The following is a 26,569-nucleotide window of genomic DNA, read 5'->3' on the forward strand; positions in this document are numbered from 1 at the left end:
AATCGATAATGCGTATCAGTTGAAGCTTTTGATTGCGAATGAGTGCTTTTAAAAGTGTCTGACCTCGGAGAATAGCGCTATTGAGCCACGGCGATATTGTGCTCTCCGTTGGGGTGCTTCATGACCTGCATCGGTAAGCCATAAATAGCCTCTAAGGTGCTGCCGCACATCAAATTATCCGGGCTGCCATGGGCTAACAAGCGACCGCTGTGCAGCGCCATTAGCTCGTCGCAGTAGCGCGAGGCCATGTTGATATCGTGCAGTACAATAATCACCCCAAGATTTAGCTCATCGCACAGCTTACGGATCAGCGCCAGCACTTCGATTTGGTGGGCGATATCCAGCGCCGCTAACGGCTCATCCAACAGCAGGAATCGGCTGCCCTGGGCGAGTAGCATCGCCAGCCATACCCTTTGGCGTTCACCACCAGAGAGCGTGTCGACCAAGCGGTCGGCAAAGGCCTCTGTGTGGGTCAGGGCAATGGCGCGATCAATGGCATCTTTGTCTTTCTGGGTGTGGCGGCCCAGCAGTCCGTGCCATGGGTAGCGGCCAAAGGCGACTAGCTCGCGTCCGGTAAGACTTTCTGCACTTGGTAAATGCTGGGGCAGGTAAGCCACCTGACGAGCGAACTCACGATTTCCCCAGTCACTCAGCGGGCGCTGATCAAAGTGAATCTCCCCCTGGCTTACCGGCTGCTGCTGGGCCATGAGCTTGATTAGCGTCGACTTGCCCGAGCCGTTATGGCCAATCAGGCCATAAACCTTGCCCTCATGAAAGCTGTGGTCAATGGGATTTAAAATCTGCTTACCATTGATTTCAAAGGTGGCGCCTTTGACCTCGAACATGAATGACTCCTGGCGATAGGGTTGATGATAATGCCTCCATTCTAGTGCTAATGGTTCTCATTTTTAACAAAAAAATGAAAAGATTTACGTGATAGATGGCAAACGCCGCTTGGGGAAAGCAGGCAAGGGGTAGGTCTCAGGTGGTTAGATATGACGTTGATCGTTTATCAGCAAGACGCTAAACACGCTAGCAGTTGTCCATGCCTCTCGGGGTGCGCCGCAAGTAAACTGTTCCATTGAGCGGGATTCGGCTCGCCAGTGAGATCCGTGACGGTGTAGCCAGCTTCTCTGGCAATCACAATGCCGGCGGCGATATCCCAAAAGTCGAGCTTAGCGCCTTGAGACCAAAAAGCATCAAACCGGCCCAGGCTGGTGTAGGCGATCTCCAGCGCCGCCGATCCTGGGCTGCGGATACCGGCCACCTGGGGCATTAGAGCAGCGAGTTGATTTAGGGCCGTCGTACAGTCACCTTTAGCGTGGTAGGGCAGGCAGGTGCTTACCAGCATCTCGTTCAGTGGGCGCGGTTCAGGCGTCGTGAGCGGCGTGTCGTTGAGGAAGACGCCGGTGCCAAGGCTGGCCCAAAGCATTTCATCAAGCAGCGGTTGATAGACAACGCCGATGATCAGCTCATCGCCCTTAGTAACCGCGATGGAGACTGAGAAGTGAGGTACCCCATGCAAAAAGTTGCTGGTGCCATCGAGAGGGTCAATGATGACGGTATAGTCACTATCGGTGGGTGTAAGCCCGCTCTCTTCACCTAGGAAAGCGATATCGGGAAAGGTGCTATTGATACAGTCGATAATGATGTTCTCGGCGGCCGTATCGTAGTAGCTGACAAAGTCTGACGCCCCCTTTTGCTCAAAGGCGATTCTGCCCTTTAGCGAATATCCCTCGCGTAACAGCGCACCCGCCTCGTACGCCGCCTGCTTCACCGTTTCGAGTAGGTCGTTACTGCTATCGAGCATTGTATTTCCCCTGGGCATTCATCGTGCCTTAGTGAATGGCAAAAACTGTATGCATTCAATGTAACTAGCCATTCATGACGCGGAGATGACAGTGGCGGATAGATTGGTAGCTAAGCCAAGGTCTCCACCTCAAACGCCACAATTTGGCGCTCAACGCTGGAAAACTCCACGCCGATCAGGTGGATGGGCTTGCCCGAAGCGCGGTGCTTATCGGCATAGCCTTTATGTTTGATCTGCTCCAGCGCTTTACCTTCCGGCAGTTGTTCCACCACTTTGAACTCAAACAGGTAGATATGCCCACCAAAGTCCACGCTCATATCCACCTTGCCGTGGTGGCTGGCGTCTTCCACGGTTACATCCAGCCCCAAGGCCGCAAAGTGGCTGTAAAAGACACTGGCATAGTGGCCTTCGTATTTGGCGATGGGGTTGTTGCGGTACCAGTCATGGGGGAGTCCGGCGTAGAGCGCCTTTAAGTGAGCTTCCAACGCAGCAAGGTCATGGCGCTGAAAAGTGTCAAATAACGCCAGTTGGTAGGTTTGCGCATCGCTTGTGTTAATACCCAATACTGGCAGCAATAAATCGTTAAGGCTGCTTTCTACCTCCCTGTTCGGAAAGCCCAGCGTATAGAGGCGATAACCCAGCATGGGTTCCTGCACGTCTTTAATGGTGATGTAGCCGGTTTGGAACAGCAGTCCTTCGGTGGTGATATCGTCGACATCAAAGCGGCCGAGCAACTGTGCTTTTGCTTGCAAGGTCTCCAATCGAGGGGTAAACACCCCGCGTTGTTTGAGAATATCGACCAAAAACGTTGGCGTCGCGGACTCAAACCAGTACGGGCCGAATTCTTGCTCTTGGAACAGCAATAGTACATCGAAGGGATTGTAGACAGAGGTAACCTCACGACCACCCCAGCGATAGCCGTTATACCACTGTTTGATTTCCTGACGGTCTAACCCAGAAAGTTCAGGTTCAAATACGGTATCGATATCGTCATCGGTATAACCACACAAGGTTGCATAGTCGGGCGAAAGGGTAATATCGCGGAGATTGTTCAAGCCCGAAAACAGGCTGACCTTGCTGAATTTGGAAACGCCGGTAAGCAGCACGAAGTGTAGGTGCGGGTCGGCGTCTTTCAGCACGCTGTAAAGGTTCTTCAAACCCTCGCGCAGTTCCCGGGCACGCTCCGGCGCCAGGATGTTATCCAGAATCGGCTTGTCGTACTCGTCAATCAGGATGACCACCCGCTGACCACTCTGCTGGTGGGCGGCACGAATGAGGGCGGAAAATTCACCCGGTATATCGGTTTTATGGTGGTGGGTAATGCCGAGTCGCTCTCGTTGAACGCGTAGCTGCTCACGAATACGCTCATCCAGCCCTTCACGGCCCTGCATCACGCCATCGGCAAAGCTAATACGAATCACCGGGTAGCGCTGCTGCCAGTCCCACCTGTCGTGGAGATACAGCCCTTCGAACAGCGCCTGGCGACCTTCAAACAGGCAGCGCAGGGTGTCCAGCAAGAGACTTTTGCCGAAGCGGCGTGGCCGCGAGAGGAAGTAGTATTTGTTCTGGTTAACCAAACGCTCAATGTGCGGTGTCTTATCGACGTAGTAATAGTTCCCTTCGCGGATATCCGAGAACGTCTGAATCCCGATGGGTAGCTTACGGCGGTGGGCATCCGGCATAGTGGGTCTCCAGAGCAAAGCAGCGATACGAGCAGCAGTTTAGCATGCTCACAGATGGGTGTTACGACCTACTCAAGAGTCTCCACCTCAAACGCCACAATCTGGCGCTCAACGCTGGAAAACTCCACGCCGATCAGGTGGATGGGCTTGCCCGAAGCGCGGTGCTTATCGGCATAGCCTTTATGTTTGATCTGCTCCAGCGCTTTACCTTCCGGCAGTTGTTCCACCACTTTGAACTCAAACAGGTAGATATGCCCACCAAAGTCCACGCTCATATCCACCTTGCCATGGTGGCTGGCGTCTTCCACGGTTACATCCAGCCCCAAGGCCGCAAAATGGCTATAGAAGACACTGGCGTAATGACCTTCGTAGCGAGCGATAGGATTGTTGCGGTACCAGTCGTGGGGGAGTCCGGCGTAGAGCGCTTTGAGGTGCGTTTCCAATCCGGCTAAGTCGTGCTGGCTTAAATGACGAAACAGCGTTCGACGCTCACGCGGGGCGTTTTCGACACCTAATGACGGCAGTAGCGCATGGTTTAGGCTGGTTTCAACTTCGCGGTTAGGGAAGCCAAGGGTGTACTGGCGGTAGCCCTGCAGAGGCTCTTCTACTTGCTGAATGGTGAGGTAGCCGGTTTGAAACAGCAGACCTTCAGTGCTGATCTGGTCAACATCAAACTGGCTGAGCAATTCATACTCGGTTTCCCAATGATCCAATGACGGGGTAAATACTCCGCGCTGCTTGAGGATATCCACCAAAAACGTCGGTGTGGCAGACTCAAACCAGTACGGGCCGAACTCGCGTTTCTGAAACAGTAACAGCACGTCGAAGGGATTGTAGACGGACGTTACCTCACGGCCACCCCAGCGGTAGCCGTTATACCACTGGCGGATCGCCTCGCGATCAAGGCCGGGCAACTCAGCGGTGAACACCGTGTCAATGTCCTCGTCGGTATAGCCGCAAATCGTGCTGAAGGGGGCATCCAGAGTGATATCGTTGAGGTTATTCAATCCTGAGAAAAGGCTGACCTTACTGAATTTGGACACGCCGGTAAGCAGCACGAAGTGCAGGTGCGGATCGGCGTCTTTAATAACGCTGTAAAGGTTCTTCAAGCCCTCGCGCAGTTCCCGGGCGCGCTCTGGCGCCAGGATGTTATCCAGAATCGGCTTGTCGTATTCGTCGATCAGCACAACTACGCGCTGGCCACTCTGCTGGTGGGCGGCACGAATGAGGGCAGAAAATTCACCCGGTATATCGGTTTTATGGTGGTGGGTAATGCCGAGTTGCTCACGCTGGACGCGTAGCTGCTCACGGATACGTTCATCCAACCCTTCACGGCTCTGCATCACGCCATCGGCAAAGCTAATACGAATCACCGGGTAGCGCTGCTGCCAATCCCACCTGTCGTGGAGATACAGCCCTTCGAACAGCGCCTGGCGACCTTCAAACAGGCAACGCAGGGTGTCCAGCAAGAGACTTTTGCCGAAGCGGCGTGGCCGCGAGAGGAAGTAGTATTTGTTCTGGTTAACCAAACGCTCAATGTGCGGTGTCTTATCGACGTAGTAATAGTTCCCTTCGCGGATATCCGAGAACGTCTGAATCCCGATGGGTAGCTTACGGCGGTGGGCATCCGTCACGGTGGGTCTCCAGAGCAAGAAACAGCGATACGAGCAGCAGTAGTTTAGCATGCTCAGGGGCTGAAATGCCTAGCCACGAGTCGTCAGCGCGCCGAGTGTTGTTCGCAGCTAAGGTAAAGGCGTTGGTGGCAACGAAGTAACAAGGGCTGGAGAGGAGACGAGAAACATCTCATGAAGTAGTGCTGCCAACAAGCATATCGTTATAAAAAGTGAGTTAGCTCTCACCAGTTGACTTGTCAGGCTCTAACGCAAATAATAATTATTGCCATTTATTCCGTGGTGTTAATCAAGGCAGGAGGCCGAGCTGTGGATACCCAGACCTGGAGCGCTGAGTTAGAAGATATCTTCGTTAATCAGCGGCCCCGGCTCTGCTGTGTCGCCGCAAGAGTATTGGGCAATGCTGATCAAGCCGATGATGTTGTGCAGGATGCCTATCTGAAAATTTCGGAAGCAACCACGCTTTTTGAGGTGAAGCAGCCCATATCCTATGTGTCACGTGTGGTGCGCAACCTCGCCATTGACCGCTGCCGCCGTTCGGCGTTTGAGTCAACTTTGTTTGCAAAAGAAGAGGAAGGGGAGGCCGCCTCTTACGCGTCACACTCTCCAGAGGTGATCGCGATTGACCGCCAGGCCTTGGCACAGGTGGTGGACGCGTTGGACGAGCTGCCTGAGCGTACGCGGCGCGCTTTTGAGCTCTATCGTTCGGGAAGTCATACGCAGCGGGAAGTGGCTCACTTGTTAGGTATTTCCACCACGTTAGTTAATTTTATGATTCGCGACGCATTGCCGCCAGTCGCTACAAGGTTAAACGTTGCCAGATCGGTAAGCCCACGTTCCGTCCCTTCTTTGTTGTCGCTTTGTTACACTGTCAGCAAATAGCGTTGATAATATTACACGCTTCCCGAGACAGGTGTTCAGCAGGCAGCAGTAGCGAGGTTTGACAGTAACGATGGATAACGACAGCGGCGATGATGCCGTTTGGCAAACGGCGCTAGACTGGCTGATGCGCGAGCATGAAGAGACGTTGAGCGACGCTGATCGCGAGGCGCTTCATGCGTGGTTAGCGGCTTCTTCTCAGCACCGCCGTGTATTTCGTGAAGCCGAACAGCTATGGCTGCTAACGGGGATGATTCCAAGTGGTGATGAGCGCAACTGATCAGTCACTGTTTTTTTTACTCTCCTCCTTCGGTTGTCAGGCTAACTAAATGGTCGCGAGCTAAAGCTTCCTCCTACTGGTGCAATTCTTAGTCTGGCAAAGGTAATTCTATGCCTACGCCCTAGCGGCCCCTCCCCTTATTTTTTCTATTTTCCTACCCCAACATTAAATTTTCTGACGCCTCACTCGTCATTGAGTAATGAGAAGTAATTGCGTTTTATTTCTCATTCCTTTGGCAACGATGAGGTTAGTCCCATGACAAGCTGTTTTGATCGTGAAGATGGTGTCTTCCGTGTATTAGTCAACCACGAAGAGCAGTACTCCCTCTGGCCAGAATGGAAAGCGATTCCCGCTGGCTGGACCGATACCGGCGTACTCGGCGATAAGCCAACCTGTCTCGACTACGTCGAAAAAACCTGGACCGATATGCGGCCACTCTTGCTGCGCCAGTGGATGGATGAGCAGGCCAACGCTGAGGCGGAGCAGGTGAATGCAGGTTAAGCGTTTAAGGCTGCTCTGCCTGCCCTGCGCCGGAGCCAGCGCCACCATGTATCTGCGCTGGAAGCGTCAGTTGCCCGCCTGGATTGAGGTATATCCCGTCGAGCTGCCTGGGCGTGGTGAGCGCCTGGGTGAGCCGCTTATCGATGACTTCGAGACCCAGGTCGTGCGGCTGTGCGAAGAGCAAGCAACGCGGATGCGTGGCGACTTCGCCCTGTTCGGTCACAGCATGGGGGCGTTGTTGGCCTACGGCATGGCAGCTCGCTTGCGCGATGTAGGGCGGCCTCAGCCGCGGATGCTGTTCGCCTCAGGCAGCGCGGCGCCCTCAATGCGCGACTCAGACCGCTTGGCGGGCCTTGATAACGACAAAGCCCTGATTGCGGATCTTCGCCAACAGGGCGGCACCCCAGAGGAAGTGTTCGAAAGCCCGGAACTGCTGCGCCTCACTCTCGATGTCTTGGCAGCGGACTATCGCCTCTGCCGCAGTTTCCGCTATCGCGGCGGGTCGCCGCTTGGTTATCCCTTCCAGGTACTTGCTGGGCGCGATGACGATATCGAAAGAGAGCGTTTAGAAGCGTGGCAGCGAGAAGCGGGCGGGGCGTTCTCGTTGGACTGGTTCGAAGGAGGGCACTTCTTTATTCGCCAGCAGCAAGCACAAGTGCTGGAGACTATCGAACGGGCGCTGACTCGACGGCTTGAGGAGGTGCCCCATGCAGCGCCTGCAGTTAGCTGAAGGGGCTCCTGAGGGGCTTGAAGTCTGGCGTTTATCGCTCGACCTGAACGCCCCGGTGGCCGACGACGATGATCGGTTGCTGAGCCGAGCCGAGTGGCAGCGCGCCCAGCGGCTTCGCCATCACGCCGATGTCGTACGCGCCGTGGCGACTCGCGCGTCCCTGCGGCGACTGCTATCAGCGCACACCGGTATAGCGCCAGAAAAGTTGGTGTTCACTCAGAACGCTTACGGCAAACCAGCGTTGGAAAACGCTGATGGGCCTGCTTTCAATGTCTCCCACTCTGGCCATGTCGCTCTGATCGCGCTTGCTCCCGGCGGCGCGGTGGGAGTCGATATTGAGCGCTGCCGACCCGAGGCCGAACTGGCGCCGCTGCAAGGGCTGGTGCTATCGCCGAGTGAGCAGCTCGGCCACGCACGCGACGGCATCGCACTGCCCTTTATGGAGCGCTGGGTGGTTAAAGAGGCGGTGCTCAAAGCCTTGGGCCTAGGCATCGCTGATCATTTGCAGGCGCTCTCGATCACTTCCTCTTTAGGGTCGCCAGGCACCTATCACCTTGAGCACTCGCTTCCCATTTCATCACCTTTGCAAGCATGGCCGCTGCCAGCGCCGAACGGCTATGCCGCTGCCCTGGGCTATGTCGACAAAAGCTATGTCGACTCGGACTGCACCTGCTATGCCCATAGCGCTCAGGGCGAACGCTACTCAACGAATTTTTAGGAGATCAATAATGGACAGCCAAAGCGCAACACCAACGCAACAAACCAACACCATATCCAAACGTCAGGGGCCTGCTGATTCGGAGCTGCCCATTATGATTTCCCCCACCTATCCAGGGCAGCCGCTGCTGGAAGCCTTTGGCGATTTGCGTGCTGATATTGAGACGTTGGTGGCCAGAGTCGGCGGGGTGTTGCTAAGAGGCTTCGATGTTCCCTCCGTGGACGATTTTCAGCAGTTTGCTGCCGCCTTTGGTCATCCTCTGCTGAGCTATGAGTTCGCTTCTACGCCACGCTCAGCGGTTTCGTCAGGCATTTATACCTCCACCGAATACCCCGCCCATCAACATATTCCCCTCCACAATGAGCAGGCCTACACCCGCGAGTGGCCGATGAAAATCTGGTTCCACTGCGTCACCGCTTCTCCCGAGGGCGGTGAAACCCCCATTGCCGATAGCCGCGCTATTTACCGCCGTATGCCCGCAGAGATCCGCGAGCGCTTTGCCCCCGGCATTCTCTACGTACGCAACTACGGCGATTTCGATATGCCTTGGCAAAAGGTGTTTAACACCGAAGACCGCGCCGAAGTGGAGGCATTCTGCCAGCGCGCGGGTATTCGCTGTGAGTGGAAGCCTGATGGCGACCTGCGTACCACCCAGTTATGCCAAAGCATAGAGACTCACCCTGTCACCGGTGAGCAGGTGTGGTTCAACCAAGGCCATCTTTTCCATGTCTCCAACCTGCAGCCAGAGGTACGAGAGTCGCTGGAAGAGCTGCTAGACCCCGAAGACATGCCGCGCAACGTCTTCTTTGCCGATGGTAGCCCCATCGACGATGCCATCTTCGATGAGATCCGCGGCGTACTGGCCGACGAAACGGTGATGTTCCCCTGGCAGGCAGGCGATGTGCTAATGCTCGACAACATGCTGGTCGCCCATGCACGCACGCCGTTCAAAGGGCCGCGCAAAGTCGTCGTCGCCATGGCGGAAGGTCACGGCAACCTCTCCAAAGACTGAATACAACGGCTCAATCCCACGCCACGGCCAGGAGTTCCAGCAGGTACGCATATGAATATAAGGCACGCCCAGACGATGAACAGCCACCCGTCCCATAACGTTGTTAACCACAGCTTCGTTGAGCATTTAAGTCGCCTGGCCCGGGAAAGGCCCAGCGACAGGGCGCTGATTGTAGTGAACGCACAAGGTGAGACCACCCTTGACTACGCCACCCTGGAGCGGCGTTCCCGCGCCCTGGCCAGCGAGCTCCAGCAGCGGTTCCCGGCTGGTGAGCGTGCCTTGATCCTGCTGGATAACGATGAACACTATGTGGTGGCGTTCTTCGCCTGCCTATATGCCGGGGTGATTGCCGTGCCGGTCTTCCCTCCAGAGTCGGCCAAGCAGCAACATCTGGCACGTCTGCTCGCCATTGCCGCCGACTCCCAGGCCGCCTGTGTGCTCACCTCTACAACGATTATCGATGTGGTCGCATCTGCAAGCGAAGGCTTCGGCAGCGCCGAACTGATCCCCGTGGATGCCGTAGATGAGAGCCGCGCTGAACACTGGATTGAGCATCGCCCAAAGCGTGGTGATCTCGCCTTTTTACAGTACACCTCAGGTTCCACGGCCACTCCCAAAGGGGTGATGGTTAGCCATGGGAACCTGATGGCGAACGAGCGTGCTATTGAGACGGGCTTCTCGATTGGTGCCGACGATGTTTTCGTCAGTTGGCTGCCGCTTTACCACGACATGGGGCTGATCGGTGGCCTGCTGCAGCCCATCTATCGCGGTATCCCTGCGGTATTGATGAGCCCCACTTTCTTTTTACAGCGGCCGGTACGCTGGCTGGAAGCGATCTCCCGCCACCGGGGCACCATTAGTGGTGGCCCCGATTTCGCCTATCGACTGTGTCTTGAGCGTATCCGTGACGAGCAGCTTGAGGCGCTCGACTTATCTAGCTGGCGGGTCGCGTTCTCAGGCGCCGAGCCGGTACGCCACGATACCCTCACGGGCTTTATCGAACGCTTCCGCCCAGCGGGCTTTGCCGCTGACACCGCAGCACCCTGTTATGGCTTGGCCGAAGCGACGCTATTGGTTAGCTGTAATTCGCGCGGTACGGGCGTGGTGGGCACGGCTTTTTCTCAACAGTCGCTGGCCGAGGGAAAGGCTGTCTCAGCGGTTGAAGGCAACACCCTGGTGGGCTGCGGTACACCGGAACCCGGTCACGCTATCGATATTGTCGATCCCGAGGGGCTTCACTCGCTGCCCGAAGGTGACGTTGGCGAGATCTGGATCAATGGGCCCAGCGTGGCACATGGGTATTGGCACAACCCAGAAGCAACAGCTCAAGCCTTTGTTACCCGCGATGGGGTTAGTTGGCAGCGCACCGATGATACTGATGCACAGAACCACGACGCCCGCGATGATCGCTGGCTGCGCACCGGCGATCTAGGCTTTCTGCACCAAGGGCAGTTGTATATTGCTGGGCGTATCAAAGACCTGATCATTCTGCGCGGCCATAACGTCTACCCCCAGGATATCGAGTGTGCTATCGAAGCCGAGGTGGAAGCAGTGCGCAAAGGGCGCGTGGCGGCCTTTGCAGTGACCACCCCCGAAGGCGCCGAGGGGATTGGCGTTGCGGCAGAGGTCTCCCGCGGCATGCAGAAACTAGTGCCCGCCGAGAAGTTGGTCGAAGCGCTAAGCGAGACAGTGGGGAGCACTTGCCATGAGCCGCTTTCGGTAGTGCTACTGCTTAACCCTAGGGGGCTTCCCAAGACCTCCAGCGGCAAGCTACAGCGCAGCACCTGCCGCCAAGGCTGGGAGGCAGGCAGCTTAGATGCCTACGCCATTTACGCCTTTGGGCATTTTGTCAGTGGTGGTGACGCTGAGGGCGGAGGAAAGTCATCGCAATCTACGGCGGAAGCTGGAAGCGAAACGGAGCAGACGTTGGCGAAGCTCTGGCACCAGGTGCTGGGGGACGGCAAGGAAAAGCCGTTGGGAAAAGATGCCCACTTCTTTGCTAGCGGGGGTAATTCTCTGGCGGCGGTGCAGTTAGCTTCACGCATTAGCGATCATTGGGCGATTGATTTTTCAGCTAAGTCAGTGTTCGAACACTCCTCACTGGGCGCTATGGCAAATGAAGTCGAGCGTATCAGCAGTGATCATGTCAATTCTGGGCGCTCGCCGATCCCAATATTGTCACCTACACACCGTGCCGAGCCACTACCTCTCTCTCATGACCAGCAACGCCTATGGTTTTTATGGCAACTGGAACCTGAGAGTACGGCTTACCACATCGGTGGCGTTCTGCATTTATCAGGCCAACTGGACACTGCAGCAATGCGTGATGCCTTTGACGGTTTGGTAGCGCGGCATGAGTCGTTGCGTACTCTGTTTTACGTTGACAAGGGAGGGAGTCCCAAACAGTTAATTAGACCTGACACTTCCTTTGACTTGGAGGTCGTCGATTTTCGTGGCATGCCTGCTGAGGAGGCTCAGCAGCGTGAGAATGACACGATACGACGGATTAATGATGAGCCGTTCGATCTCTCAACAGGCCCTTTGTTGCGGGCCGCGTTGCTGCGTGTGAGCGACGATGCATATGCCTTGGTCGTTGTCATGCATCACATTATCTCCGATGGCGTATCGATGCAGATCATGCTTGATGAGTTGGTGGCCTTCTATCGTGCCCATATGCGTCGTGAGCCTGCTCAGTTACCTGAGTTGCGTGTCCAATACGCTGACTACGCAAGTTGGCAGCGTGACTGGCTGGCAGCTGGTGAGGGAGAGCGACAGCTTGCTTACTGGCAACAACAGCTTGGCAGTGAGCACCCTGTGTTGGACTTGCCAACCGACCATCCCCGCCAGACGTCGACGGCCAAGCGTGCCGGTCAGTATGAGTTTTCTCTTTCCAACGAGCTCCAAGTGGGCCTGCGCCGACTCGCCGAGAGCCAGAATACAAGCCTTTTCACTGTGCTCTTGGCCGGCTTTCAAGGACTGTTGCAACGGTATAGCGGGCAGCAAGAGATTCGCGTGGGAGTGCCGGTAGCTAATCGGCAGCGTCAGGAAATAGAGGGGGTAATAGGTTTTTTTGTTAATACCTTGGTATTGCGCAATGACATCAATAGTCGCCACTCATTTGAAACGATACTGACACAGTGTCAAGACGCTGTTGTCGGTGCCTTGGCGCACTCAAACTTACCTTTTGAGCAGCTAGTTGAAGCGCTACAGCCCACACGTAATTCGACTCATAACCCTCTTTTCCAGGTCATGTTCAACTATCGGCAAGAGGATCTCACGGCGTTTCAGACATTGCCCGACCTGACACTGACTGAGTCAGGGTTTCTACAGCAGGATGCTCAGTTCGATTTAACGCTAGAGGTGCGGGATTTCCCTGATGGACAGCTGAAATTTAGCATGGTTTATGCGTCAGAGCTTTTCGAGCCTGAGACCATTCAACGCCTTGCAGGATACTTTGAGACACTACTGCAAAGGTTGCTTACGTCACCAGGGCAGGCACTGGGCGATATCGAGTTGCTTGAAAATTCTGAGCAGCAGCAACTTATTCAATGGGGAGTAAACTCTCAAGGATACTCCGATGCTGCGCCAGTTCATCATTTGATTGAGCAACAAACTGCGGCAACCCCTGAAACCACGGCGCTTGTATTTGCTGATCAGTCACTCAGCTACGCTGAGCTTAATACCCACGCCAATCATCTAGCGCACTATCTAATCGGCCTGGGAGTGCGCCCCGAAACCCGAGTGGGCATCGCCATGGAGCGCTCCATCGAGATGGTGGTGGGGTTGCTGGCGATTCTCAAGGCGGGCGGTGCCTATGTGCCGCTGGATCCAGAGTATCCCTCGGAGCGGCTGGCGTTCATCGCCGAAGATAGTGGCATCGAGCTGCTGCTGACTCAGCACCACTTGCGTGGCTCATTGCCGGTAGCGGATGGACTCAGCGTTGTTGAGTTAGATCGACTGGATATAGCACATCACGTCTCTTCCAATCCTGCAGTGGTGCTGCACGGCGAGCACCTCGCCTACGTGATTTACACTTCAGGCTCCACCGGTCGGCCCAAGGGCACCGCCATCCGACATGATGCCTTGACCAATTGCATGATCTGGATGCAGGAGACCTACCAGCTCACCGATACCGATGCCGTACTTCACAAGGCACCGTTCGGGTTCGACGTCTCTGTATGGGAGATTTTCTGGCCGCTAAGTGTCGGGGCACGTTTGGTGATCGCACAGCCGGGTGATCATCGCGATCCTGAGCGTATCATTGAGTTGATACAGAAGCATGGAATTACCACACTGAATTTTGTGCCTTCGATGCTGAAGGCCTTCCTGGCCTTTCCCGATGTTAAAACCAAGACGCGTCTCAAACATATTATGTGCGGTGGCGAGGCTGTTCCAGCGACGTTACAGCAAGATGTGGCTGAGCGACTTGATGGTGCCAATCTGCATGACCTGTATGGCCCAACCGAAACCACGATACATGTCACTCATTGGTGGTGTCGTGATCAAACTCACCGCCAAATTCCCATTGGGCGGCCCATCAGCGGCACCCGCACCTATGTATTAGATGGTGAACTCAACCTAGCACCTCAGGGCATCTCTGGAGAGCTGTATTTGGGTGGGGTAAGTCTGGCCCGGGGGTATCTAAACCGTAGTGATTTAACGGCGGAACGTTTTGTTGCTGATCCGTTTGCGCAGGGCGAACGCCTCTATCGCACGGGGGATCTGGTGCGCTGGCGGGAGGATGGACAGCTCGAGTACCTGGGGCGCCTTGATCACCAGGTGAAGATCCACGGCCTACGCATCGAACTGGGCGAGATAGAAGCTGAACTGCTGGCTCAGCCAGAGGTTAGCGAGGCAGTGGTGATCGCCCAAGAAGATCCTAATGGCTCGAAGCTGGTGGCGTACGTGGTTCCCCAAGTAGGCATCGAACTCGACACTAGCCCACTACGCGAGCGACTGAGCCAACAGTTGCCGGATTATATGGTGCCGAGAGCGATGGTAGCACTAGATGCGCTGCCGCTGAATGCCAACGGCAAGGTGGATCGCAAAGCGCTGCCCGAGCCGGACTTAATCAGCGGCACGCAGTACGAGCCACCTCAAGGTGAGGTGGAAGATGTACTAGCGGCGATCTGGAGCGAGGTGTTGGGGACAGAACGGATAGGCCGCCATGACAACTTCTTCGAGGTAGGAGGTCACTCGCTTGCAGCGATTCAGATATCAGCACGTTTCACGCAGCGCTTTGGAGAGGTGTTGCCAGTAAGACTTATTTTTGAACACCCGACGCTGGCGAAAATGGCAACACGAGTCGCGTTACAACAGGTTAATGCCGATGGTGGTCGCGCGAAGCGGCTCTCCACTATGGATCAACTGCTCAACGAATTGGAGGAGTAAGGCATGGAATTGGACGAAAGAAAGATTGCTCAACGTTTTGCAGAATTACAGGTTGATGCGCAGCGAAGTTTTCTGAATAAGCTGAGAAGTAGTGGCATTGATTTTCGTGAGCTTCCTATCGTGCCCGTTAACCGAGCTGAGCAACTTCCGTTGTCATATTCGCAGCGTAGCTTATGGTTGACATGGCAGCTTGATCCGGCAAGCCCGGCTTACAACATGCCAGGTGTGTTTTATTTGCAAGGCCCACTGGATGTTGCTGCATTCGAGTCGAGTGTGAATGACCTTGTGACGCGCCATGAAGTACTCCGCACGATATACCCTCAGAGCAGTGAGGGAGAACCTCTCCAGGAGGTTCTCAATGACTGGCGTGTTCCCGTATTACACGATGATTTACAGCAATATACCGAGTTAGAGCAGGAAAAAGAGCTACAGCGCCTCATTGGCGAGTTCTCTCAGCGCCCGTTTGCGATTGATGTTGAGCCGTCATTCCGCATGGCAATCTACCAGTTAGATACTAACCATCATGCAGTTGCCATTGTATTGCACCATATCGCTTGTGACGGTTGGTCGATTCAGTTGCTCATCAATGAGTTGTTCGAGTTTTACGAAGCCCGAATCCAACAGCGCAATGCTGCATTACCTTCGTTACCCATTCAGTTTGGTGATTATGCTGTTTGGCAACGAAGTTGGTTCGAGGCTGGCGAAATGGAGCGGCAGCTAAACCATTGGCGCCAGCGCCTGGGGGGCTCGCACACGCCTATCGAGCTTCCTTTGGATCGTCCAAGAGGCTCACAGGCGACATCGAAAGTCGGTCAGTGTCATGTTCAATTATCTCAAGAGGTGAGCCATGGTATTCATCAGCTAACCCGTGAGCATGGCGCTTCACTGTATATGGTGATGCTGTCACTTTTAAAGCTGACGCTACATCGTTTCAGTGGACAAAGCGACATACGTATAGGCTCTCCCAGTGCTAATCGGAACAAAGCTGAAACACATGGTTTGATTGGTTACCTGCTCAATATTCAAGTGCTGAGAACCTTATTAGAGCCTACCAAGGGGTTTACCAGCTTATTAGGCGCCGTTAAAGAAACCGTGCTTGATGCACAGGACTACCAGGATATTCCTTTCGATACTCTGGTAGAAGCGTTACAGCCTGAGCGCCAACCTGGAGTACATCCGCTATTTCAGGTCAAGTGCACCCAACAGAAAGAGCTGGAGAGGGAAAAGGCAGTAGGTGACTTAAAGGTATATCTTGAAGGACTAAGCGGCGGTGATGCGCACTTCGATCTGAGCTTTGACTTTACCGATACCACTGATGGTATTCGCTGTGTATTCGCCTATGCGGCGGCACTGTTCGACGAAACAACAGTCAAGAGATTCGCCGAAGCACTACAAAGCCTGGCTGAGCAAGTGCTGAAAACGCCGAGTACGCCATTGGCATTGCTCGAAATCCCCGCCCCCACTTCGGTGCTTGAAGGAAATACAACTACATTCACTTCTGGGAGCGTTATAGAGCTTTGGGATCGAGCCGTCGAAGAGCACTCCCAACAACTTGCGATGCAAGATGAACCGGATAATGCAGCCACCTATGCCAGCTTGGATGCTCAGGCCCAACGGTTAGCGGCAGAGTTAATGGCACAGGGAGTCGGCCCTGAAGTACGCGTTGCCATTCACGCTGAGCGTTCGTGCGAGTACGTGCTCGGCATTCTCGCCGTACTCAAAGCGGGCGGGGCGTTTGTACCGCTGGATCCGCAACTACCTACGGACCGTTTGGCCTATCAACTGACTGACAGTGGCGCTCGCTTAATGCTGAGCAGCATGGCTTGCGACTGGAGCGGTGACGTTCCGGTAATGGAACTGGCGTTTGCCGATGATATTCCGTCTGCAGTAGAACACAAACTGCCCGACATCCATCCCCAGCAGACCGCCTATGTGATCTATACCTCTGGCTCCACGGGCAAGCCCAAGGGGGTGGCGGTGAGTCACGGTGCTCTGGCCAATTATGTGCAGGGCGTTCTGGAGGCGCTGGCGCTACCAGAGGATGCCCGCAACCTGGCTATGGTGTCGACGGTGGCGGCGGATCTGGGGCATACGGTGTTGTTTGGTGCCTTGTGCACCGGCCGCACCTTGGACCTCATTTCCCCCGAGTGCGCTTTCGACCCGGATGCCTTTGCGGCTTATATGCGGGAACAGCAGGTGGATGTGCTCAAGATTGTGCCCAGCCACCTGCGGGCACTGCTGAGTGCTGCAACTCCGGCTGACGTGCTTCCTCACGAGCACCTGATTCTGGGCGGCGAAGCGACCGACTGGGCGCTACTGGAACGTATCGCCGAGCTTAAGCCAACCTGCCAAGTGCTTAATCACTACGGGCCTACGGAAACCACGGTAGGTATTCTCACCCAGCAAGCTGACATAGCCGATCGAGCTGCCAGCACACTGCCTATCGGCACACCGCTGGCCAATGCTCAGGCCTGGGTGCTGGATCCCTGGCTTAATCCGGTACCGAAGGGTGTTGCCGGCGAGCTCTACTTGGGTGGCCCAGGACTGGCTCAAGGCTATCTACAGCGCCTGGGGCAAACGGCGGAACGCTTCGTCGCCAGTCCCTTCCATGCGGGGGAACGGCTCTATCGCAGCGGTGACCGTGTGCGCCAACTGGCCGACGGTAGCCTGGAGTTCCTTGGCCGTGTGGATGATCAGGTGAAAATTCGCGGCTATCGGGTTGAACCGAGCGAAATCGCTACCCTGCTGCGCGATCAACCGTGCATCGCGGAGGCCGAAGTGGTAGCGCGGGAAAACGAGGAAGGCCGTGCGCAACTGTTCGCCTACGTGGTTATGGCAGCCGGAAGCGACATCGATGACGCCGCGTTACTCGCGCAGCTTGGCGAGCGCATGCCGGACTATATGCTGCCCAGCGCCATGGTACGGCTGGATGCCTTACCGCTAACCGCCAATGGCAAGCTGGATCGCAAGGCGTTACCCGAGCCCGTGCACGCCGGTAGTGGTAAAGCCTTCGAGGCGCCCCAGGGAGAAGTAGAGGAGACGTTGGCGGCGGTTTGGGCCGACGTGATCGGCTGCGAGCAGGTGGGGCGTAACGACAACTTCTTCGAGTTGGGTGGCGACTCCATCCTCAGCTTGCAGATCGTCGCGCGCTCGCGTAAGCGTGGCTACAAGGTAACGCCCAAGCAGTTGATGGAAGGGCAGACTATTGCCGCAGTGGCGGCGATGGCCACGCCTTTGGCGGCTACCAACCCTAAACAAGTGGCTGTACCAGATAAGGTCGCCCCCTTCGCACTGCTGCCGGTACAGCGCTGGTTCTTCGAGCAGGACTTCTCCGAGCCACACCACTGGAATCAGTCGTTGATGCTGGAAGCGGTCAGTGGTGTAGATGCCGCACTGTTACGGCGTGCGATTGAGGCAGTGGTAGATCACCATGGTGCCTTGCGGCTGTGCTTTGAGCGTGTTGGTGATAGCTGGCAACAAGCCTATGGCAAGCTAGCTGGTGATCTCTTCGAGCACCTCGACCTGAGCGACCATGCAGATCTGGCGCAGGCCATCACCCAGGCCGCCGGCACTGCGCAACACAGCCTAAGCCTGGAGCGGCCGTTCCGTGCCATCTGGATGGCACTGGGAGGCGAGCGCGGCGGACGATTGCTGCTAGTGGCTCACCACCTGGTGGTGGACGGCGTCTCGTGGCGCGTGATCCTCGACGACCTGCAAACGGCCTACGCGCAGTTAAATGCAGGAAAGACAGTCGACCTACCACCGGCAACCACCTCGCTAGATGAGTGGGCGCGTGCCCTGGCCGACTATGTCAAATCGGAGGCTTTGGCTGAGCAATGCTCCTATTGGGAAAGTCTCGTCACAGCGCCAGAGCCCAGCCTACCGGCACGGAATCCCCATGGCAGCAACACCGTCGCCGATACCGCATCGCTCGTTGGCAGCTTGCCTACCGAGGCCACCACGCAACTGCTGGGGCCGGTGCATAAAGCCTATCGTACCCAGGTAGATGACCTGCTCCTCACTGCACTATCGAGCGCCCTGTGCCAGTGGGCGGAGCGAGATAGTGTATTGATCGAGCTGGAAGGCCATGGTCGCGAAGACCTGTTCGACGGTGTCGATCTCAGTCGCAGCGTGGGTTGGTTCACCTCGCTCTACCCGGTGAGTTTGGCGCCGGGTAGTACCGAACCGGGCTCGAGCCTCAAAGCCATCAAGGAGCAGCTTCGCCAGGTGCCCGACAAGGGGCTCGGCTACGGCGTGCTGCGCTATTTGAAAGAGGAGCCTGCGCTGGTCGGCGGTGCCTACCCCCAGGTCACCTTCAATTATCTAGGCCAGTTGGATCGTTCTCTACAGGGCGATGGGGTTTGGCGGCTTGCCAAAGAGAATGCAGGGCAGACTCGCGCGCCGCAAAGCAAGCGCCGTACCTGGATTGAGGTGGTGGCCTGGGTTCAAGGGGGCCAACTGCGCTTCGACTGGAATTACAGTCGTGAGATTCACAGCGAGGCAGCGATACATGCCTTGCAAGTAAGCTTCCAAGCGCAACTAGAGGCATTGATTGAGCACTGTGCTAGTGGCGTTCGTGGCGCGACGCCTTCGGACTTCCCGCTGGCGGGGCTGAGTCAAGGGCAGCTTGACGGCTTGCGATTGGATGTCGCCAATGTTGAGGACATCTACCCGTTGGCGCCGATGCAGCAAGGGCTGCTATTGCATACCCTGCTCAATCCAGGCGCTGGTATGTACATGATGCAGGATCGCTACCGGTTTGCTTCGCCTATCGACGTCAATGCTTTCGAGAAAGCCTGGCAGCGAGTCGGAGAACGGTATGAGGTTCTACGTACAGGGTTCGTATGGCAAACCGAAGAGATACAGTTGCAGGTGGTGTATCGGCAAATTCCTTCACCTGTGGAATATATCGATTGGCGCGGTATTGATGAGGATGAGGCCGATCGGCGCTTGGCGGTGTTATTGCGTCAGGAGCTTGATGATGGCTTCGACCTGGAACGGCCACCATTGCTAAAGGTACGCCTTATTCAACTGGCGGAGAACCTGTTCTACGTCGTACAGAGTTTCCACCATATTCTGATGGATGCCTGGTGCCGCTCCCTGTTGCTCAGCGATTTTTTCCACTACTACGATGCCTATCGTCTAGGTACGAGTCATGAGCTGACGCAACCAAGGCCGTATCGTGATTTTATCGCTTGGTTGCAGCAGCAGGATGCCAATGTGCTACGCAACTATTGGCAACATGAGCTTGAAGGTTTCGATGAGATAACGCCGATTCCTTATCTTAAGCCGCACGGTTCGCACGACAGTGTTGCCACGGTGGCTGATGTATTCTCTTCTCTCTCCCACGATGAGAGTGCAGAGCTACAAAACGTTGCCCGACAGCATCAATTGACTGTCAATACGATCGTACAAGGGGCATGGGCACTGCTGTTAGGACGGCTTTCCCAGGTGGATGACATCCTATTCGGCGTGACAGTGGCTGGGCGCCCGCTAGAACTGGAGGGCATACAGGAGACGATGGGGCTGTTTATCAACACAATCCCTCTGCGTGTGTCAGCCCCTTCGCCGCAAACATCTGTCCTTGATTGGTTGCATGGGCTATTGGCGAAAAACCTGGAGATGCGTCAATACGAGCATCTACCGTTAGTCGAAATTCAATCGTTGGGAGAGCAGTCACAAGGACGCAGTCTATTCGATAGCCTCTTTGTATTCGAAAATGCGCCGATAGATGCCAGCATAACGGAGAAAATTCATGATCTTCATGTGTCTATCAAGGGCAGCCGCACCCACACCAATTATCCCTTGACCGTAGTGGTTGTGCCTGGCGAGCAATTGATGCTGCAGCTCTCCTACGACGCCCGAAAGTTTGACGACTCCGAGGTCGAGAGGCTGCTCTCGGGCTTCCGTCAAATTCTCTTGCACATTATTGACAGGCCTGATGCTCCCTATCATGAATTGGACGTATTGCCTGTTAATGAGATGGAAACACAGCGGACGCAATGTAGAGGGCAGTCGGTTGCTTATTCCTTTGAGCGAGGTTATATCGACCTGTTCCGTGAGCAGGTACGAAAGCATCCACGCCAAGTTGCCGTTCGCCATCAGGGAGACACACTCACTTATGATCAGCTAGAGGACACCTCCAATCGCATTGCCCAAGCACTGCGGCAAGCAGGGGTGAAGAAGGATAATGTCGTAGCCCTGTATGCCGAGCGCGGCCTAGCGTTGCCAAGCATGATTCTGGGTACGTTCAAGTCTGGCGGTGCGTATCTGGCGCTGGATACCCGACTTCCTGATCAGCGTATCGCCAATATGCTGACGTCAAGCCATGCATCGGTTCTGGTTGCCACTGCTGAGCAAACACTGCGCCTCGAAACTGTGCTTGAATCCATGCCCAACCCGCCGCGGATGATAGTGTTCGAGGATCTCGTCACGGCGGAAAGACTAGAGGGGGATGCCGCTGTAACGGCTCACCCTGATCAGGCCGCCTATATCATCTATACCTCCGGTTCAACCGGTGAACCCAAGGGCGTAGTGGTCAGTCACCGTGGCATGCTCAACAACCAGTTGAGTAAGATTCCCTACCTGGATCTGTCGGCCAGCGATGTCATTGCCCAGACCGCAGCGCTGAGTTTCGATATCTCCGTCTGGCAAACGTTGGCGGGACTGTTGTGTGGCGCCAGCATCGAGATCGTGCCTGATGAGATTGCACGCGACCCCAGTGCATTGCTCCTTTATGTGCGCGACAACGGCGTCACGGTACTGCAAAGCGTACCCGCACTGATCCAGGGAATGTTGAATACTACCTCAGTCGACCTGCCAGCACTGCGCTGGTTGCTGCCCACGGGCGAAGCCTCAACGTATGAACTAGTGCGCCAATGGTTTACACGCTATCCAGCGATCCCATTGGTCAATGCCTATGGCCCTGCAGAATGTGCCGATGACGTATCCCTGCACTTACTGCGTAGCGACGATGACGAACACGTAGCCGTGGTGCCGATCGGCAAACCGGCCGATAACACCCAGCTAATCGTTCTCGACAACCAGCTGAACCCACTACCAACGGGGGTGAGTGGCGAACTATATGTCGCCGGTGTCGGTGTTGGGCGGGGTTACCTGAACCAGCCGCAGCTTACGTCGGAGCGCTTCGTGCCCAACCCGTTTGCCGATGTGCCTGGGGAGCGGCTTTACCGGACAGGCGATCTGGCCCGCTATCGCACCGATGGGGCGCTTGAATACATCGGGCGCACCGATCAACAGGTCAAGATCCGGGGGCAGCGCCTCGAACTCGGTGAGATCGAGTCCTGGTTGGTGGAGTTCGAAGAAATCCGTGATTCGGTAGTGGTGGCTCAGGAAGGGCCAGGAGGAGCTAGGTTAGTGGCTTATGCCGTTGCCCAGCCACATGAATCGATCGATACGGCTGAGCTACGCGAACGTCTGGGGCAGGTATTGCCGGACTATATGGTGCCAAGTGTGGTGATGATGCTCGATGCCTTGCCACTAACGCCCAACGGCAAGGTGGATCGCAAAGCATTGCCCGAGCCCGACTTCGCCAGTAGCGCGCAATATGAGCCACCCCAAGGTGAGACGGAAGAGACGCTAGCGGCGATTTGGAGCGAGGTGCTGGGTGTCGAGCGGGTAGGGCGTCACGACAACTTCTTCGAGCTAGGGGGGCACTCGCTGTTGGCACTGAGTGTGCTCGAGCGTATGCGGGTTCGAGGCCTTGAGTCTCAAGTACGAACGCTGTTCCAGTCGCCCGAATTGGCGGCCTTCGCCAAGGCACTGTCCCTAGAGCCTGATAGGAAAAAACTGGTTGTACCGCCCAACAGGATTCCAGAGCATTGTCAGTCGATCCAGCCGGACATGCTGACACTGATCGATTTGGATACTGATGAAATCAGTCGCATAGAAGATGCAGTGCCAAGCGGAGCGATCAATATCCAGGACATCTACCCTCTGGCACCGTTGCAGGAGGGTATCCTGTTCCATCACCGATTACAGGAAGAGGGGGACACGTATGTACTCCCTTGCTTACTTGGTTTTGATAGCCAGGAACGGCTTGAGCAGTTCGTCGCTGGTTTCAATCAACTTATTGCCCGTCACGATATTCTGCGCACTGCAGTGCTCTGGGAAGGGCTTCATGAACCAGTACAAGTGGTGCACCGGCACGCCTCACTAGAGGTGGAGTGGCTGGAACTGGAAGAAACCGGTGTTTCGTGCAGCGTTTCCGAACGACTAAACGCCTATGTGGATCCTGAACACTATCGCATTGATGTACGCCAGGCGCCGATGGTGCGAGCTATTGCGGCACAAGATGCTGAGCAAGGGCGATGGCTGCTGCAACTGCCCAGCCACCACCTGGTACTGGATCACACCACACTTGATCTGCTAGTGGACGAGATTGCCCTAATCCAGCAAGGACGAGAAGGCGAGTTACCCAAGCCGCTGCCATTCCGAAACTTCGTAGCACAGGCAAGGTTGGGGGTGAGTCCGGTAGAGCATGAGGCTTTCTTTAGAGAGAAGCTGGGTGATGTGGACGAGCCTACTGCTCCATTCGGATTACTGGATGTACGCGGCGATGGCAGTGGTATTGAGGAGATTCGCCTACCACTGACAGAAGAACTGGCCCAACAAGTTCGACAGCAGGCACAGCGACATGGTGTCAGTACCGCTACCCTATTTCACCTAGCCTGGGCGCACGTGCTGAGTAAAACGACGGGGCGGGACGATGTGGTGTTCGGCACTCTACTATTTGGCCGTATGCAAGGTATTGAGGGCGCCGAAAGAGCACTTGGGATGTTCATTAACACTTTACCTATTCGTATTAGACTAGGTACTAACAGTGTGGCCGACTGTTTACGCCAGACCCATAGTGAGTTGGCCGAATTGTTGAACCACGAGCATGCTAGTCTCGGACTAGCACAGCGATGCAGCGGAGTAGGTGGAGGATCACCACTGTTCTCAACCTTGCTGAACTATCGTTACAGTGCTCCAGAGAAGGAAGATGCAACTAGCCGGGCGTGGGACGGTATGGAGGCATTAGGCAATAGAGGTCGTACCAACTACCCAATTGTGATGTCAGTCGATGATCTTGGCGAAGGCTTCCAACTGGTTGGGCAGACCAGCCGCTTGATCAGTGCTCAGCGGCTGTGCGACTACTTGTGCACATCCATTGCAGGTATCATAGAGAGCCTAAAAACGGCACCGCAACAAGCTGTGAGCAACATCACGTTGCTAGGGGAGGACGAGAAGTATCTGTTAAACGAATGGGGAGAAAGCTCAGACCAGATACCCGATACTCCACCTATTCACCACTTGATTGAGCGCCAAGCTGCGGTAATCCCAGAGGCCACGGCGCTAGTATTCGAAAACACATCTCTTAGCTTCGCCGAACTCAATACCCGTGCCAACCGTTTAGCCAATTACTTGATCGGTATGGGCGTGCGTTCCGAAACCCGCGTGGGCATCGCTATGGAACGCTCCATCGAAATGGTGGTGGGGCTGTTGGGTATTCTCAAAGCGGGTGGTGCTTATGTGCCGCTGGATCCTGATTATCCCTCCGAACGTTTGGCCTACATAGCCGAAGATAGCGGTATAGAATTGCTGATCACCCAGCAACACTTGCGCGAGTTGTTGCCGGTGACCGATGGGCTGAATGTTATTGAACTGGACCGGCTGGATGTGGCGCATCATGCGTCAACTAACCCGGAGGTGGAGCTGCACGGCGAGCATCTAGCCTATGTGATTTACACCTCGGGCTCTACTGGGAAGCCTAAAGGTGCGGCCATCCGCCATGATTCCTTAACTAATTGCATGGTCTGGATGCAGCAAACCTATCAGCTCAACGATACGGATGCCGTACTACACAAGGCACCTTTCGGTTTTGACGTTTCAGTATGGGAGATTTTCTGGCCATTGAGTGTCGGGGTTCGCCTAGTGGTAGCTCAGCCAGGTGATCATCGAGATCCAGAGCGCATCATTGAGCTGATCCAGCGGCACGGCGTTACCACGCTCAACTTTGTGCCCTCAATGCTCAAGGCCTTCCTTGCATATCCCGATGTTAATGTCAAGACGCGGCTCAAACATATTATGTGTGGTGGCGAGGCCGTTCCAGCCACGCTGCAGCAGGATGTGGCTGAATGCCTTGATGGTGCCAACCTTCACGATCTTTATGGCCCTACCGAAACCACGATTCATGTCACTCACTGGTGGTGTCGTGGTGACACTCAACGTCAAATACCCATTGGACGTCCCATCAGTGGCACCCGCACCTATGTATTAGATGATAAGCTCACCCTCGTCCCTCAGGGTGTAGCGGGTGAGTTATACCTGGGCGGGGTAAGTCTGGCCCGTGGATATCTCAATCGAAGTGATTTAACGGCGGAGCGTTTTGTTGCCGACCCGTTTGCTGCAGGCGACCGTCTTTACCGTACCGGCGATCTGGTTCGCTGGCGGGAGGATGGCCAGCTCGAGTACCTGGGCCGCCTTGATCACCAAGTGAAGATCCGCGGCCTGCGTATTGAGCTAGGAGAAATTGAAGCTGAACTGTTATCTCAGCCAGAGGTTAGTGAGACGGTGGTGGTCGCCCAAGAGGGCCTAAATGGTTCGAGGCTAGTGGCATACGTAGTTCCCCAAGTCGGCATTGAACTCGACACCACCATACTACGCGAGCGTTTGGGTCAACGATTGCCTGACTATATGGTGCCAGGAGTCGTGGTCATGCTCGATTCACTGCCGCTAAATGCCAACGGCAAAGTGGAGCGCAAGGCACTACCTGAGCCTAATGTTGAGGAAGACCGCAAGTATGTCGCTCCCTCGACGCGGGCAGCCCGACAGCTAGCCGAGATATGGCAAGAAGTGCTTGGCATTAAACGGATCGGCGAAACTGACAACTTCTTCGAGCTGGGTGGAGACTCTCTGTTGAGCCTACAAGTGATGAGCCGAGTACAAGTTTTAGAGGAACCACAGCTTAACTTTAAGCTGTTTGACCTAATGCAGAAACCGACCATTGCTGATCTGCTGGGGGTGAGGAAAAACACTGAGGCGTTGCCCAAAGGGGTTGTCATGCTAAATGGCGAGTGTGCTAACCAGCCACCGCTATTCTGCATCCATGCTGTAATGGGAACAGTTTTTGATTATCAGCCGTTAGCCCGGCGCTTGCACGGAGTATGCACGGTTTACGGTCTGCCATGCCGAATGTTGACCGAGCCACAGCATCGAGATTCCTCACTTGAAGCGATGGCTGATGACTATGTGGAGACAATACGTCGCATACAGCCTGTGGGGCCTTATCGGCTATTAGGATGGTCTCTTGGTGGGGCATTGGCTGCGATGATTGCGGCTCGACTTGAAGGGCTTGAGCAAGATGTGAGTCAACTGGCTTTGATAGATCCCTATATACCGGGTGGTGGTCTGCATCGTGAGGATAGCTGGCAGCGAGATCTTGTTAGTTTCTCATCGGTCATACTGCCGGGTGCTTTGCTTGAAGCATTCGAAAGTAATGAAGAGGGCACGAAAGAGCCGAGTGAGGAGGAAATTGCCATTAAGTTGGAGAGATCAATGGCATCATCCGATATAAATGGTCGCGAGGGTTATGCTGCACTGGGTAGTGACGCGCTTGCTCGGATATTTTGTGTGGCGCGTTATCTGAAATTGCTCTCACAGCGGCTTGATTCCTTGCCAGCGTTAGACTGTGAAGTGGACTGTTGGTGGGAAGCGGGAAGAGCTTGGGAAGAACAGCAGGCGCTGACTGATCAGTTGAATAGCGTCCCGAAAACCTCAATTGAGACTCTCAATGATCATTTCTCAATCATTACTGATAGTGCCTTGCTCTCTCAACTGGAGGAGCGGTTAGGAGTTAGTGCTGGGCAACACTCGTACGAAGTTGAGAAAAACCTATTTTGAATAGTATAATTTTTTGAGTTTATAACTCTCT

12 protein-coding genes are annotated in these 26,569 nt (G+C 55.3%); 8 read left to right on the forward strand and 4 right to left on the reverse strand.

Annotation, left to right across the window (positions count from 1 at the left end):
• Positions 1 to 77: 77 nt before the first annotated feature.
• From ACQE2I_RS03865 to ACQE2I_RS03880, 4 genes are all read right to left on the reverse strand, one after another.
• On the reverse strand, positions 78 to 845 hold the full coding sequence (locus ACQE2I_RS03865) for an ATP-binding cassette domain-containing protein (RefSeq protein WP_133732970.1): 768 nt from the start codon (positions 843 to 845) through the stop codon (positions 78 to 80).
• Positions 846 to 1,012: 167 nt separating this feature from the next.
• The gene (locus ACQE2I_RS03870; protein WP_141439807.1) at positions 1,013 to 1,810 is read right to left on the reverse strand and encodes an inositol monophosphatase family protein; all 798 of its coding nucleotides are present in this window, start codon (positions 1,808 to 1,810) and stop codon (positions 1,013 to 1,015) included.
• Positions 1,811 to 1,920: 110 nt separating this feature from the next.
• Positions 1,921 to 3,492 (reverse strand): ATP-binding protein, encoded by a 1,572-nt coding sequence (locus ACQE2I_RS03875; RefSeq protein WP_027957189.1) that lies wholly within the window; start codon positions 3,490 to 3,492, stop codon positions 1,921 to 1,923.
• A gap of 68 nt (positions 3,493 to 3,560) precedes the next feature.
• A complete protein-coding gene (locus ACQE2I_RS03880) occupies positions 3,561 to 5,177 on the reverse strand; it encodes an ATP-binding protein (RefSeq protein WP_427030171.1) in 1,617 nt (538 codons plus the stop codon).
• A 255-nt stretch (positions 5,178 to 5,432) separates the two neighbouring features.
• Here ACQE2I_RS03880 and ACQE2I_RS03885 point away from each other — a divergent pair, with 255 nt between their 5' ends.
• The 8 genes from ACQE2I_RS03885 (at position 5,433) to ACQE2I_RS03920 (ending at position 26,538) form a co-directional block, all read left to right on the forward strand.
• Complete coding sequence (locus ACQE2I_RS03885; protein WP_427030172.1) at positions 5,433 to 6,005, forward strand: RNA polymerase factor sigma-70; 573 nt, start codon at positions 5,433 to 5,435, stop codon at positions 6,003 to 6,005.
• Positions 6,006 to 6,063: 58 nt separating this feature from the next.
• A complete protein-coding gene (locus ACQE2I_RS03890) occupies positions 6,064 to 6,282 on the forward strand; it encodes a FecR/PupR family sigma factor regulator (RefSeq protein WP_230804654.1) in 219 nt (72 codons plus the stop codon).
• Positions 6,283 to 6,537: 255 nt separating this feature from the next.
• Positions 6,538 to 6,783 (forward strand): MbtH family protein, encoded by a 246-nt coding sequence (locus ACQE2I_RS03895; RefSeq protein ID WP_427030173.1) that lies wholly within the window; start codon positions 6,538 to 6,540, stop codon positions 6,781 to 6,783.
• Positions 6,773 to 7,513 (forward strand): thioesterase II family protein, encoded by a 741-nt coding sequence (locus ACQE2I_RS03900; protein WP_427030174.1) that lies wholly within the window; start codon positions 6,773 to 6,775, stop codon positions 7,511 to 7,513. The genes ACQE2I_RS03895 and ACQE2I_RS03900 overlap by 11 nt, the downstream gene beginning before the upstream one ends.
• Entirely contained in the window at positions 7,491 to 8,231 is a 741-nt protein-coding gene (locus ACQE2I_RS03905) for a 4'-phosphopantetheinyl transferase family protein (RefSeq protein WP_427030175.1), read from the forward strand. Before ACQE2I_RS03900 ends, ACQE2I_RS03905 begins: the two co-directional genes overlap by 23 nt.
• A gap of 10 nt (positions 8,232 to 8,241) precedes the next feature.
• Positions 8,242 to 9,243 carry a TauD/TfdA family dioxygenase gene (locus ACQE2I_RS03910; protein WP_427030176.1) on the forward strand — a complete coding sequence of 334 codons (1,002 nt, stop codon included), beginning with the start codon at positions 8,242 to 8,244 and terminating at the stop codon, positions 9,241 to 9,243.
• Positions 9,244 to 9,294: 51 nt separating this feature from the next.
• Complete coding sequence (locus ACQE2I_RS03915; protein WP_190373840.1) at positions 9,295 to 14,634, forward strand: non-ribosomal peptide synthetase; 5,340 nt, start codon at positions 9,295 to 9,297, stop codon at positions 14,632 to 14,634.
• 3 nt (positions 14,635 to 14,637) lie between these two features.
• The gene (locus tag ACQE2I_RS03920; RefSeq protein WP_427030177.1) at positions 14,638 to 26,538 is read left to right on the forward strand and encodes an amino acid adenylation domain-containing protein; all 11,901 of its coding nucleotides are present in this window, start codon (positions 14,638 to 14,640) and stop codon (positions 26,536 to 26,538) included.
• The last annotated feature ends 31 nt before the right edge of the window (positions 26,539 to 26,569 follow it).

The sequence above is a fragment of the Halomonas sp. H2 genome, from assembly GCF_050215315.1.
GTDB lineage: Bacteria > Pseudomonadota > Gammaproteobacteria > Pseudomonadales > Halomonadaceae > Vreelandella.